The sequence below is a fragment of the Scandinavium sp. genome (assembly GCF_036271055.1).
Classification (GTDB): domain Bacteria; phylum Pseudomonadota; class Gammaproteobacteria; order Enterobacterales; family Enterobacteriaceae; genus Scandinavium.
On sequence record NZ_DATBBJ010000074.1, the window covers coordinates 15,277 to 28,155 of the forward strand.

The 12,879-nt window shown below is 53.0% G+C and carries 12 protein-coding genes; 6 read left to right on the top strand and 6 right to left on the bottom strand.

Features of this window, described 5'->3' with window-relative positions:
- The first annotated feature begins 396 nt into the window (after positions 1-396).
- Both VH187_RS16260 and bglB read left to right on the top strand, forming a co-directional pair.
- Positions 397-1,980, top strand: coding sequence for an MFS transporter (locus VH187_RS16260; protein WP_329702500.1), 1,584 nt, complete (start codon positions 397-399; stop codon positions 1,978-1,980).
- A 4-nt stretch (positions 1,981-1,984) separates the two neighbouring features.
- Entirely contained in the window at positions 1,985-3,124 is a 1,140-nt protein-coding gene (gene bglB, locus VH187_RS16265; protein ID WP_329702501.1) for a beta-galactosidase BglB, read from the top strand.
- An 88-nt stretch (positions 3,125-3,212) separates the two neighbouring features.
- Here the strand turns inward: bglB and argS are convergent, their stop codons facing one another.
- Positions 3,213-4,946 (bottom strand): arginine--tRNA ligase, encoded by a 1,734-nt coding sequence (gene argS / locus VH187_RS16270; protein ID WP_329702502.1) that lies wholly within the window; start codon positions 4,944-4,946, stop codon positions 3,213-3,215.
- 189 nt (positions 4,947-5,135) lie between these two features.
- Here argS and VH187_RS16275 point away from each other — a divergent pair, with 189 nt between their 5' ends.
- Both VH187_RS16275 and cutC read left to right on the top strand, forming a co-directional pair.
- Positions 5,136-5,708, top strand: coding sequence for a VOC family protein (locus VH187_RS16275; protein WP_329702503.1), 573 nt, complete (start codon positions 5,136-5,138; stop codon positions 5,706-5,708).
- Positions 5,709-5,774: 66 nt separating this feature from the next.
- Positions 5,775-6,515: a copper homeostasis protein CutC gene (gene cutC, locus VH187_RS16280; protein WP_329702504.1), complete on the top strand. Its 741-nt coding sequence runs from the start codon at positions 5,775-5,777 to the stop codon at positions 6,513-6,515.
- A 288-nt stretch (positions 6,516-6,803) separates the two neighbouring features.
- Here cutC and cmoB read toward each other — a convergent pair whose 3' ends face one another.
- From cmoB to VH187_RS16305, 5 genes are read right to left on the bottom strand one after another with little or no spacing between them, the layout of a single operon-like run.
- Positions 6,804-7,778 (bottom strand): tRNA 5-methoxyuridine(34)/uridine 5-oxyacetic acid(34) synthase CmoB, encoded by a 975-nt coding sequence (gene cmoB / locus VH187_RS16285; RefSeq protein WP_329702505.1) that lies wholly within the window; start codon positions 7,776-7,778, stop codon positions 6,804-6,806.
- Positions 7,775-8,518, bottom strand: a complete 744-nt coding sequence (cmoA, locus tag VH187_RS16290) for a carboxy-S-adenosyl-L-methionine synthase CmoA (RefSeq protein WP_329702506.1) — start codon at positions 8,516-8,518, stop codon at positions 7,775-7,777. The genes cmoB and cmoA overlap by 4 nt, the downstream gene beginning before the upstream one ends.
- Before the next feature lie 38 nt (positions 8,519-8,556).
- Positions 8,557-8,952 (bottom strand): MAPEG family protein, encoded by a 396-nt coding sequence (locus VH187_RS16295; protein ID WP_329702507.1) that lies wholly within the window; start codon positions 8,950-8,952, stop codon positions 8,557-8,559.
- Between the two features lie 53 nt (positions 8,953-9,005).
- Positions 9,006-9,824: a DUF72 domain-containing protein gene (locus tag VH187_RS16300; protein WP_329702508.1), complete on the bottom strand. Its 819-nt coding sequence runs from the start codon at positions 9,822-9,824 to the stop codon at positions 9,006-9,008.
- Positions 9,821-10,387 (bottom strand): hydrolase, encoded by a 567-nt coding sequence (locus tag VH187_RS16305; RefSeq protein WP_329702509.1) that lies wholly within the window; start codon positions 10,385-10,387, stop codon positions 9,821-9,823. The genes VH187_RS16300 and VH187_RS16305 overlap by 4 nt, the downstream gene beginning before the upstream one ends.
- Before the next feature lie 236 nt (positions 10,388-10,623).
- Between VH187_RS16305 and aspS the strand changes: the two genes are divergently transcribed.
- Together aspS and nudB are read left to right on the top strand one after the other, a co-directional pair.
- A complete protein-coding gene (gene aspS / locus VH187_RS16310; RefSeq protein ID WP_329702510.1) occupies positions 10,624-12,411 on the top strand; it encodes an aspartate--tRNA ligase in 1,788 nt (595 codons plus the stop codon).
- 1 nt (position 12,412) lies between these two features.
- Complete coding sequence (gene nudB / locus VH187_RS16315) at positions 12,413-12,856, top strand: dihydroneopterin triphosphate diphosphatase (protein WP_329702511.1); 444 nt, start codon at positions 12,413-12,415, stop codon at positions 12,854-12,856.
- Positions 12,857-12,879: the final 23 nt, after the last annotated feature.

The following is a 12,879-nucleotide window of genomic DNA, read 5'->3' on the forward strand; positions in this document are numbered from 1 at the left end:
AGGTACTCTGCAAATGACTTTATCGCGGTATTTTTAATTCGTAAACGGTTCGTTCAGTAATTGGGGGTTTGGTTGATGCACATCAAATCCTTCGTGGCGGATAGCGTTGAACAAAGAGCCATCTGGAAGCTATTTTGACTAAATAAAGGGGAATCAAGATATGCATTCGATTTGCGGGATCACATTATGTGAATTGATATTTTGAAGTAAAAGAAACGTTGTTTTATAAATCAGTGAAGCACGCACGCTGACTCTTTGTATTTTTGCCATGCCCGCTGAAGCGGTGGCAAAAATGTAAAGGTTTCACCGCCAGCATCGCTCTACTGTAGCCGTGTAAGGACATCCTCAGCATTGATGAGGCGAGCTTTCCTGATAAATACACGGGAATTACGGCAAATGAAAACACGTAAAATCGGATTAGCAAACTATCTTGCCTACGGTTCGGGCGATTTCCTCGGCGCAGGAACGACTGCTTTGACCGCCGCATGGCTTTTATACTTCTACACCACCTTCTGTGGACTTTCCCCGATAGAGGCGACTTTTATCTTTGCTACCGCAAGGGTTCTGGATGCCGTAGTCAGCCCGTTGATGGGCTTCTTAACAGATAACTTTGGTTCAAGCTGGCTGGGCAAACGCTTCGGCCGCCGCAAATTCTTCATTATGCTCGGGATCCCTTGCGTATTCAGCTACTCCTTTATGTGGGTAGGGGATATGGGATTCTGGTATTACCTGCTGACCTATCTGCTGTTTGATATCGTCTACACCATGATTTTGGTGCCATATGAAACGCTGGTGCCGGAAATGACCGACGATTTCAAACAGAAAACCAAATTCTCAGGTGCGCGTATCGCGATGGCGCAAATGTCGGCGATTCTGGCCTCCTTCCTGCCGGGCATTCTGTTGTCGCACTTCGGCAAGGACAACGCTGTTTCATTCTTCTACGCAAGTCTGGTGTTCTCGGTGCTTTGTGCGCTGATGCTGACGTTTGTCTGGTTCTTCACCTGGGAGCGCCCACGCGAAGACTGGAGCGAAGCCGCGCTGCGTGCCGAAGAAGAGAAGAAACAACTGACGCTTGCGCAAAGCCTTAACCGTCTGATCATCGAGTTGACCTCGACATTGCGCATTAAGATTTTCCGTCAGCATTTGGGGATGTATCTCGGTGGCTATATCGCGCAGGACGTCTTCAATGCAGTTTTCACCTATTACGTAGTGTTCGTGCTGATGCAGGAGGCTTCTTTCGCCTCTAATCTGATGGGCACAATGGCGATTTTCCAGTTTATTGCCGTGATCGCGATGATGCCGCTGTGCATCCGTTTTGGCCCTGCACCGTCATACCGCATCGTGGTCGTGCTCTTTGGTCTGAGTTCGATTTCCTATGCCGTGTTGTACTACGCTGGGCTAAGCGATATCTGGTCGCTGATGCTGCTGGTTTCCGCCGTCGCTGGGCTAGGTCGAGGTGGTATCAACTATGTACCATGGAACACTTATACCTACATTGCCGATGTTGATGAAGTCATTACCGGTCAGCGCCGCGAAGGTATTTTCGCCGGGATCATGACCCTGACACGCAAGGCTTCTCAGGCTGGGGCAATTATGCTGGTCGGGATCGTCATGCAAATGTCCGGTTTTGTCTCAGGCATGAAAACGCAGCCAGCAGAAGTGGGGCACACCATTCTAATGATCCTGAGCGTCGGCACGATTGTGGTGTTGGCCTGTGGTTTCCTGGTTTCCCTGCGCTTCAAACTCAACCTGCATACCCACAGCATTCTGCGTGCCGAGACGGCAAAAATGCGCGAGTCCGGTCATGCGTTTGCCGAAGCCGCCACGCCTGAAGCGAAAGCCACGGTCGAACTGCTGGCGGGGATGCCGTTTGATTCGCTCTGGGGCAACAATAATATCGGTTATCTGAATCGCAATAAGCCTGCTGCACCGTCATTGAAGCAGGATGCATCATTGAATTCGACATATAACAGAGGTTAATGCAATGAAAGTCTGGCCTGTCAAACATAGCCCATTGATGTGTCAACCGGAGCGCTTTATCGCCCGTGACGAACTGAAGGCGTTGATCCAGAAAGTGACGCACAATCTGGTCAATATCAAGGATGAAAGTGGAGAGTTCCTGCTACGTCTTGACGACGGGCGAGTGATCGACACGAAAGGATGGTCGGGCTGGGAGTGGACGCACGGCGTCGGACTGTACGGTATCCATCAGTATTATCAGCAAACCGGTGATGAACAGATGCGTGACATCATCGACGGCTGGTTCGTCGACCGTTTCGCAGAAGGGGCGACCACCAAAAACGTTAACACCATGGCGCCTTTTCTGACACTCGCTTACCGCTACGAAGAAACGCAAAACCCGCAGTATTTTCCGTGGCTTGAAAGCTGGGCTGAATGGGCAATGCATGAGATGCCGCGCACCGAACACGGTGGCATGCAGCACATTACGCTGGCAGAAGAAAACCATCAGCAGATGTGGGATGACACATTAATGATGACGGTGATGCCGCTGGCGAAAATCGGCAAGTTACTGAATCGCCCGGAATACGTGGAAGAGGCGGTGTACCAGTTCCTGCTGCACGTGCAAAACCTGATGGATCGTCAGACCGGGCTGTGGTTCCACGGCTGGAATTACGAAGGCAATCATAATTTTGCCAATGCGCGGTGGGCTCGCGGCAACAGTTGGCTGACTATTGTGATCCCTGATTTCCTCGAACTGGTGGATTTACCAGAAAACAATGCGGTTCGTCGTTATCTGGTCCAGGTGTTGAACGCGCAGGTAGCCGCGCTGGCGAAGTGTCAGGATGACAGCGGGCTGTGGCATACGCTACTGGACGATCCGCATTCATACCTGGAAGCGTCAGCCACCGCAGGTTTTGCCTACGGCATTCTGAAAGCCGTGCGTAAGCGCTATGTATCAGCGGATTATGCCGAAGTGGCAGAGAAAGCGATCAAAGGTATTGTGGCGAATATTTCACCGGAAGGGGAGTTGCTGCAAACGTCATTTGGCACAGGAATGGGCAGCAATCTTGAGTTTTATCGCCAGATCCCGTTGACGTCGATGCCTTACGGACAGGCGATGGCGATCCTTTGTCTGACCGAATATTTGCGAAAATATTTCTGACTGTTTCCCCGGTGGCGCCACGCTTATCGGGGCTACGAAAACACAAAACCCGGCATTTGCCGGGTTTCGCGTTTAAAACACTAACGAATTACATACGTTCGACGGTTTCGATACCCAGGGTATCCAGGCCCAGTTTCAACGTTTTCGCCGTCAGCAGCGCCAGTTTCAGGCGGCTGTTACGGATCTCTTCGTTTTCGGCGCTCAGAATTGGGCAGTGCTCATAGAAGCCGGAGAACAGGCCCGCAAGATCGTACAGGTAAGCACACATCACGTGCGGCGTACCTTCGCGCGCGACAACATTCAGGGTTTCTTCGAACTGCAGCAGCCGTGCCGCCAACTGTGCTTCACGATCTTCATTAATCACCACGGCGGCGTTAACGATAGCGGTTTCATCCAGCTCGGCTTTACGGAATACTGACAGCACGCGCGTGTAGGCATACTGCATGTACGGCGCAGTGTTACCTTCAAACGCCAGCATGTTATCCCAGTCGAAGACGTAATCGGTGGTGCGGTTTTTGGAGAGATCCGCGTATTTCACCGCGCCGATACCAACAGTATTAGCCAGTTTTTCCAGCTCGTCCGCAGGCATATCCGGGTTCTTTTCTGCCACCAGACGACGGGCGCGTTCCAGCGCTTCGTCCAGCAAATCAGCCAGTTTCACGGTGCCACCCGCGCGGGTTTTGAACGGCTTGCCATCTTTACCAAGCATCATGCCGAACATATGGTGTTCCAGCGGCACGGACTCAGGCACATAACCGGCTTTACGCACGATGGTCCACGCCTGCATTAAGTGCTGGTGCTGGCGGGAATCGATGTAATACAGCACACGGTCGGCGTTCAGCGTTTCGTAGCGGTATTTTGCGCAGGCGATATCGGTAGTGGTGTAAAGGTAGCCGCCATCCTTTTTCTGGATGATGACACCCATCGGGTCGCCGTCTTTGTTTTTGTATTCGTCGAGGAATACCACCGTTGCGCCTTCGCTTTCGGTCGCCAGACCCTGGGCTTTCAGGTCAGCAACAATGCCCGGCAGCATAGGGTTGTACAGGCTTTCACCCATCACATCGTCGCGGGTCAGCGTCACGTTCAGGCGATCATAGGTTATCTGGTTCTGCGTCATGGTGATGTCGACCAGCTTGCGCCACATTTCGCGGAAGTACGGGTCGCCGCCTTGCAGTTTTACCACGTAGTTACGGGCGCGCTCGGCAAAGACTTCATCTTCGTCGTAATGTTTTTTCGCGTCACGGTAGAAACCTTCGAGATCGGCCAGCGCCATTTCACCCGCGTTTTCCTGCTGCTGCTTTTCAAGCCAGGCAATCAGCATTCCGAACTGAGTTCCCCAGTCGCCGACGTGGTTAGCACGGATCACTTTATGACCGAGGAATTCCTGAGTACGCACTGCGGCATCACCAATGATGGTGGAGCGCAGATGACCGACGTGCATCTCTTTCGCTACGTTTGGCGCGGAGTAGTCGATAACAATGGTTTGTGATTCAGGAACGGCAACGCCCAGTCGATCGGATTTCAGCGCATCGTTTACGCCCTGCGCCAGAAACGCCGGGTCGAGGAAAATATTGATAAAGCCAGGACCGGCGATTTCGACTTTATTGGCGATACCGTCAAGGCACAGATGAGACAGAACCTGCTCTGCAAGTTGTCGCGGCGCCATGCCCAGTTTTTTCGCCACGGCCATCACACCATTGGCCTGATAATCGCCAAACTGGACTTTTGCTGACTGACGAACCTGAGGTTCGCAATCGGCAGGCGCACCTGCCGCAATCAGGGCTTGACTGACTTTTTCTGAGAGAAGAGCCTGAATATTCACCGGAATACCTTACGTTAATGGCGCTGCGCACGAGCTGGGGCAACGTCGAAATGAGGACAAATTAAGCCAGCCAGTATACTGCATTTGCAACGGCCCGTCAGCCCTGGAGCGGCGCGTAAATCAGCAGTTGGTCGTCTGCGTTCAACAGGGTAAATTAGCGACCTGCAAAAACTGGTGTGAGGGCGAAAAGTGAACTGGGAAACCAACGAAGCATTACAGGACATCGCGGCGGATTTGCCGCGTTTTACACAGGCATTGTCTGACCTGGCCGATCGCCTGGGTCTGCAAATTGCCCCGTTGAGCGCCGACCATATTTCGCTGCGTTGCCATCAAAATGCCACCGCAGAGCGCTGGCGTCAGGGTCTTGAGCAGTGCGGCGAGCTGTTATCTGAAAATATGATCAACGGTCGCCCGATTTGTCTGTTCAAACTGCATGAACCGGTATGCGTTGAACATTGGCAGTTTAGCGTGGTGGAATTACCCTGGCCGGGCGAAAAGCGTTATCCACATGAAGGTTGGGAGCATATCGAAATTGTACTGCCAGGCGATCCCGACACCCTGAATGCCCGCGCGCTGGCATTGTTGTCAGACGACGGACTCAGCCAGCCGGGGATTTTTGTCAAAACCAGTTCGCCAAAAGGCGACCGCGAACGGTTGCCAAATCCAACACTTGCCGTCACCGACGGTAAAGTGACTATTAAATTTCATCCCTGGTCGATAGAAGAGATTGTGGCGAGTGAAGCAGGCGACACAACAATGTGAGCTTACGCGGGATCTGCTTTTTGAGACTGTGTCATCATGACGCACCCGAATAAAAAGGAGAAGGTAATGGCTTTGCTGGAAGTGTGCTGTTACAGCATGGAATGTGCGCGTGAGGCGCAGAAAAGAGGCGCTGACCGTATTGAATTATGCGCCGCACCGCTGGAAGGGGGCTTAACGCCGTCCGTTGGCGTCCTGAAATCGGTTCGCCAGCAGGTGACGGTACCGGTGCACCCGATTATCCGACCGCGCGGCGGCGATTTTTGCTACACCGAAGGTGAATTTGCGGCAATGCTGGAAGACGTTCAACTGGTCCGTGAACTCGGTTTCCCTGGATTCGTTATCGGGATTTTAAATGCTGACGGTCATGTCGATATGCCGCGAATGCGTGAGATTATGACTGCTGCCGGTCCGCTTGCGGTGACATTCCATCGGGCGTTTGATATGTGTGTCGATCCGCTACAAGCTTTTGATAATCTTAAACAACTCGGCGTGGCGCGTATTCTGACCTCAGGCCAACAGCAAACGGCAGAAAAAGGTCTTTCACTTCTTCGGGAACTAATTGCCCACGCCGATGCTCCAATCATTATGGCTGGTGCTGGCGTGCGGGCGAACAACATGACGTTGTTCCTCGATGCGGGTGTGAGAGAGGTTCACAGCTCAGCCGGACAGTGGGTTCCGTCAGTGATGCAATACCGAAACCCGGGGCTGTCGATGTCAACTGACCCGACGGCAGATGAATACTCACGATACGCCGTCAATGGCGAATCGGTAGCGGAAATGAAGGCGATCGTTGACCGCTACAAGTAATCGCGATTTTTACCGTGCATCATATCGCCCAATGTGATGCTTATTTGTACCAGGCCCCTGCCATTTACACAGGGGCCTTTTTTTCGCCGTCATATTTCGAGCTACAGCTGTGTTGGCAGCCTCGCTCACCCCAGTCACTTACCTGAGTAAGCTCCTGGGGATTCCCTGCGTTGCCGCCGTGCTGTAACTCGAACTATTTAGGCGAAATGTACGAATATTGGGTATACGTGTGATTCTTGAGCCAGGGCCGAGCAAACGAAGTGCCGCCGGGCATTTCATGGTTTAAAGCTAAGGCTTCTTCGCCACAATCACCGCGCGCAGCGGAGCAGGGTAACCTTCAATCGTTTTGCTGCTGTCATTCGGATCGAGGAATTCAGCCAGTGACTCGGTAGTCATCCATTCGGTGCGGCGCTGTTCTTCGGTGCTGGTGATGTTCATGTCGACAATTCGCACATCAACGAAACCGCATTTTTCCAGCCACTGTTTCAGCGCCGGAGCTGACGGAATGAAGTACACGTTACGCATCTGCGCATAACGATCGCCTGGCACCAGCACGGTATTTTCATCGCCTTCCACCACCAGCGTTTCCAGCACCAGTTCCCCTTCGCTGACCAACTGATCTTTCAACTGCCACAGATGTTCGAGCGGTGAACGGCGATGGTAAAGCACGCCCATCGAAAAAACGGTGTCGAACGCGTTTAATACCGGCATTTGTTCTATGCCCAGCGGCAGCAAATGCGCGCGTTGATCGTTGCCGAGCAGTTTACGGACTGCTTCAAACTGACAGAGGAACAGTTGTGTTGGATCGATACCGACCGCCAGCTTCGCGCCTGCGCCAATCATGCGCCACATGTGATAGCCGCTGCCGCAGCCGACGTCGAGAATAGTGCGTCCGGTCAAATCGGAAAGGTGCGGCAGAACGCGATCCCATTTCCAGTCGGAGCGCCACTCGGTGTCGATATTCACGCCATAGAGCGAAAATGGCCCTTTGCGCCATGGCATCAGATTACGCATCAGCACATCAATACGCTTCTGCTGGCCCTCGCTCAGCGGCTCTTCACATTCAGCGGTGACGCTGTGCAGCAGGTCGAGTTTCCACGGCTGGATCTCCGGCATAAACTCAACGGCGCGAGACCATTGCTTAAATAAACCATGCTGTTCTCCCCGCTGCCAGGCGGCGATTTGTGCCGGCAGGGTTTCCAGCCAGCGAGAGAGCAGGGGGTCTTTCGCGATTAATTGATAAAAATTGCCAAACTCGATCATTCGTCTGCTCCGGCTTTCAGCGCGACCAGTGAGCCGAAGTTGAAGCACTGGAACCACAGTTCGCTATGTGCAAAACCCGCAGCACGAAGGCGTGCTTTATGCGCGTCGACCGAATCCGTCAACATCACGTTTTCCAGCATGCTGCGCTTCTGGCTGATTTCCAGCTCGCTGTAACCGTTCGCCCGCTTGAAGTCGTGGTGCATGTTGAACAGCAACTCGCCGACTTTCTGATCTTCAAAACTGAATTTTTCTGACAGCACTAATGCGCCGCCCGGGTTCAGTCCCTGATGAATTTTTTCCAGCAGTGCCTGGCGTTCTGGCGGCTCAATAAACTGCAACGTAAAGTTGAGCACCACCATTGAGGCGTTCTCGATCTGAATATCGCGGATATCGCCTTCAATAATTTCAACAGGGGTCGGGGCTTTGTAGGCGTCGATATGACGACGGCAGCGCTCAACCATCGCCGGGGAATTATCCACGCCGATGATTTTGCAGCCATCATGAGCGATATTCCGACGAATCGACAAGGTCGCCGCGCCGAGCGAACAGCCGAGGTCATACACCTGAGTATCAGGTTGCACAAAGCGCTCTGCCAGCATACCAATCATCGAAATGATATTGGAGTAACCGGGCACGGAACGCTGGATCATGTCGGGGAATACTTCGGCTACCCGTTCATCGAAGGTCCAGTCGCCCAGGCTTGCTATCGGAGCAGAAAAAAGCGTGTCGCGATGAGGCATAACGTGATTCCAGAAAATAAAAAACGGCGTATTGTGCGCTAACGCAGGGAGAAAACCAACTCCCAGGGCAGATACCAGAGGTTTGCCAGCACCATTAGCACCAACGAACACCAGGTGGCGCTCATTGCGGAACGTCGCCAGCGGAAAAGACGGTGGTGAAAGCCGTAGTAGTGCATCAGGCGACCGGCAATCAGCATCAGGCCGCATACATGCACCATCCACGTTTCGGCGCCGTTCATTTCCATGAACAACAGCAGCAGCAGGCCGATAGGAATATATTCCACTGCATTGCCGTGAATACGGATAGCGCTTTGCAGTTCGTTAAACCCGCCATCGCCATAGGCCACGCGGTACTGCAATCGCATACGCACAACATCGAAAGAAAACTTAATTAACAACAACGCACCCAGCACGGCATACAGCGCGCTCACCATACAAACTTCCTTTTAGACTGGCAGATGGCAATGACTATGGCCTGAAGAATAACTCAAAAAAGAGAAGTTTGCTGCGGGATGGCGGGGGCAGGGCCTATTTCCGGCAGGGCGGCCTGAAGGCTATTCCAGAGTGTGTCTACCAGTTCCGGCGCCTGTGCGATGTCTGGCGTATGCAGGAAAAGATAAGGCGTAGTGGTCTGCGTCCATTTCGGCAGTGCTTTCAGCCAAACATCAAACAGCTCGCGGTTTTGCGCCATATTATCGCTGCCGATAAATCGCACCATCGGCTGACTTGCCGTCACAACAGCGTGAACTGGCACTTTGGGCTTTTTGCGCTGAGCGTCGATAATTGCTTCGCTGTGCGGAATGGCGCTATGTACCGGACGGCTGTCTAAAATGACGCGATTGACGCCACGTTCGTGTAACCCTCGATTAAGCTGTTTTTCCTCTTCACCTTTTGCGAAAAAGAGCGGATGACGTACTTCAACGCCGTAAGAAAACGTCTTGGGCAATGCGTCGAGGAAATGCCATAGCGCAGGAAGATCGGCGGGGGAGAAAGCGGCAGGCAACTGCAGCCAGTACTGACCCATCCGTTGCGCCAGCGGATCCATTCGCTTGAAAAACTCGGCAGTTAAATCATCACAATGGCGCAGCGCCGCCTGATGACTGATCGTTGCCGGGAATTTAAAACAGAAGCGGAATTCATCACTGGTTTGTTCATGCCAGCGCTGAACGATTTCGGCGCGAGGCAACGCGTACAGTGTGGTGTTGCCTTCCACACAGTTAAAGTGACGGGCATATTGTTCAAGGGTGGTGATGCCAAGCCGCACCCATTTAGGGTGCGACCATTGCGGCAAGCCGATAAAGATCATAAAGCGGCAAGGATTTCCTCAGTGCTGCGAATGCGGGCAATACGCGGGAAAATGTTGGTAAAGCTACCCTGATGCTGTTCAGCATCTGCGGCGCTGCACGCATCTTCGGCAATGACCAGATTGAAGCCTAATTCCCAGGCATTACGTGCTGTCGATTCCACACCAATATTGGTGGAGATACCGCACAGAATAATGGTATCTACGCCGCGACGACGCAGTTGGAGCTCCAGTTCGGTGCCGTAAAAAGCGCCCCACTGGCGTTTGGTGACTTCGATGTCGGTGTCTTTTTTACCGAGCGCGGCAGGGTAAGTCATCCAGTTTTCAGGCAGTTTATGCGCAGGTGTTTGTGCATCGACTACGGTTTTCACTGCATCGCCGCCATCCGCAGACCAGCCAACACGAACCATCACAACAGGTGAACCTTGCTCACGGCATTTGGCTGCCAGTTTCGCTGATTTTGTGACAACATCAGCGGCTGTGTGCGGGCCACCTGCAAAAGGGAGAATGCCTTCCTGAAGGTCAATCACTACCAGTGCCGTTTTTTTTGCGTTCAGTTCCAACATATTTATCCCCGTTAAATCACATAATTAGGTGGCTAACCATACGCTGAGTTAGGGCGTGCATGGATCACAAATTTTGTTAATTTTTGTGAGTACTTACCACAAGCGTACAGCAAACGTGCGCCTGCTGCGCGACGGGCTTATCGTCAGGCAGAATTTCCAGTATAATAACCCCCTTTTTTCATCCAGTTGTGAAAAGCTGCGACAAGTGTGCCGGCGGCTAAGTTAAGGGAACTCTCATGCGTACAGAATATTGCGGGCAGCTGCGTCAGTCCCACGTTGGGCAGCAAGTGACTTTGTGTGGTTGGGTCAACCGCCGCCGTGACCTCGGCAGCCTTATCTTCATCGATATGCGTGACCGCGAAGGTATCGTGCAGGTCTTTTTCGACCCAGACCGCGCTGAAGCCTTAAAACTGGCTTCCGAACTGCGTAATGAGTTTTGCATTCAAATCACCGGCACCGTGCGTGCGCGTGATGCTAAAAACGTCAATGGTGAAATGCCGACGGGCGAAATCGAAGTGCTGGCATCCGACCTGGTTATCATCAACCGTTCAGAATCTCTGCCGCTTGATTCCAACCACGTCAACACCGAAGAAGCGCGTCTGAAATACCGCTATCTGGATCTGCGTCGCCCGGAAATGGCGAACCGCCTGAAAACGCGCGCCAAAATCACCAGCTTCGTGCGTCGTTTTATGGATGACCACGGTTTCCTCGATATCGAAACCCCGATGTTGACTAAAGCCACGCCAGAAGGCGCACGTGACTATCTGGTGCCAAGCCGCGTACATAAAGGCAAATTCTACGCACTGCCGCAATCACCGCAGCTGTTCAAACAGTTGCTGATGATGTCCGGCTTTGACCGTTACTATCAGATTGTAAAATGCTTCCGCGACGAAGATTTGCGTGCTGACCGTCAGCCTGAATTTACTCAGATCGACGTAGAAACTTCCTTCATGACTGCACCGCAAGTGCGCGAAGTGATGGAAGCGCTGGTGCGTCAGTTGTGGCTGGAAATTAAAGGTGTGGATCTGGGCGATTTCCCGATCATGACCTTCGCCGAAGCTGAACGTCGTTACGGTTCCGATAAACCGGATCTGCGTAACCCGATGGAACTGGTGGACGTTGCCGACCTGCTGAAAAGCGTTGAGTTTGCCGTGTTTGCCGGTCCGGCGAACGATGCCAAAGGCCGCGTAGCTGCGCTGCGTGTTCCTGGTGGTGCAGCCCTGAGCCGTAAGCAGATCGACGACTACGGCAACTTCATTAAAATTTACGGCGCGAAAGGCCTGGCTTACATCAAAGTCACCGAGCGCGCGAAAGGCCTGGAAGGTATCACCAGCCCGGTCGCTAAATTCCTCAATGCAGAAATCATTGAAGCTATTCTGGCACGTACCGACGCGCAAGACGGCGATATGATCTTCTTCGGCGCAGACAACAAGAAAGTGGTTGCTGACGCGATGGGCGCGCTGCGTCTGAAACTCGGTAAAGACCTGAGCCTGACCGACGAAGCCAAATGGGCGCCGTTGTGGGTTGTCGACTTCCCGATGTTCGAAGACGACGGCGAAGGCGGCCTGACCGCGATGCACCATCCGTTCACCTCTGCTAAAGAGATGACAGCGGCAGAGCTGAAAGCGGCACCGGAAGATGCAGTGGCTAACGCCTATGATATGGTTATCAACGGTTACGAAGTCGGTGGCGGTTCGGTCCGTATTCACAGCGGCGAAATGCAGCAGACCGTGTTTGGTATTCTAGGCATCAACGAGCAGGAACAGCGCGAGAAATTCGGCTTCCTGTTGGACGCCCTGAAATACGGCACACCGCCGCACGCGGGTCTGGCATTTGGTCTGGATCGTCTGACCATGCTGCTGACCGGCACTGACAACATCCGTGATGTCATTGCCTTCCCGAAAACCACCGCAGCCGCGTGTCTGATGACCGAAGCGCCAAGCTTCGCCAATCCGGCGTCGCTGAGCGAGTTGGGTATTCAGGTTGTGGCGAAAGAGCCAAAAGAGTCTGCGGAGAATAAGTAATATGCTCTTCAAGCGTCCCGTTTCCGTGCTGGTTGTGATTTACGCACAGGACACGAAGCGGGTGCTGATGTTGCAGCGACGCGATGATCCGGATTTCTGGCAGTCGGTTACTGGCAGTCTGGAAGAGGGGGAAACAGCGTCGCAAGCCGCCATGCGTGAAGTAAATGAAGAGGTCGCCATTGATGTGGCCTCAGAATCGTTGACCTTAATCGACTGTCAGCGCACGGTGGAGTTTGAAATCTTTACGCATTTACGTCATCGCTATGCTCCGGGCATCGAGCGTAATACCGAATCGTGGTTCTGTATTGCGCTGCCCCATGAACGTCAGATTGAGATAAGTGAGCATCTCGCCTGGCGCTGGGTTGCCGCCGCTGAGGCGGCCGCGCTCACCAAATCGTGGAGCAACCGGCAAGCGATCGAAGAATTTGTAATTAATGCAGCCTGATAAGGCGCGATTTTTGAGGAAAT

Excerpts from the sequence above, each read along its gene's own strand:
- cutC (WP_329702504.1), top strand. The coding sequence starts at position 5,775 with ATGGCTTTGCTGGAAGTGTGCTGTTACAGCATGGAATGTGCGCGTGAG.
- VH187_RS16260 (WP_329702500.1), top strand. The coding sequence starts at position 397 with ATGAAAACACGTAAAATCGGATTAGCAAACTATCTTGCCTACGGTTCG.
- cmoA (WP_329702506.1), bottom strand. The coding sequence starts at position 8,518 with ATGCCTCATCGCGACACGCTTTTTTCTGCTCCGATAGCAAGCCTGGGC.
- cmoB (WP_329702505.1), bottom strand. The coding sequence starts at position 7,778 with ATGATCGAGTTTGGCAATTTTTATCAATTAATCGCGAAAGACCCCCTG.
- VH187_RS16300 (WP_329702508.1), bottom strand. The coding sequence starts at position 9,824 with ATGATCTTTATCGGCTTGCCGCAATGGTCGCACCCTAAATGGGTGCGG.
- bglB (WP_329702501.1), top strand. The coding sequence starts at position 1,985 with ATGAAAGTCTGGCCTGTCAAACATAGCCCATTGATGTGTCAACCGGAG.
- aspS (WP_329702510.1), top strand. The coding sequence starts at position 10,624 with ATGCGTACAGAATATTGCGGGCAGCTGCGTCAGTCCCACGTTGGGCAG.
- nudB (WP_329702511.1), top strand. The coding sequence starts at position 12,413 with ATGCTCTTCAAGCGTCCCGTTTCCGTGCTGGTTGTGATTTACGCACAG.
- VH187_RS16305 (WP_329702509.1), bottom strand. The coding sequence starts at position 10,387 with ATGTTGGAACTGAACGCAAAAAAAACGGCACTGGTAGTGATTGACCTT.
- VH187_RS16295 (WP_329702507.1), bottom strand. The coding sequence starts at position 8,952 with ATGGTGAGCGCGCTGTATGCCGTGCTGGGTGCGTTGTTGTTAATTAAG.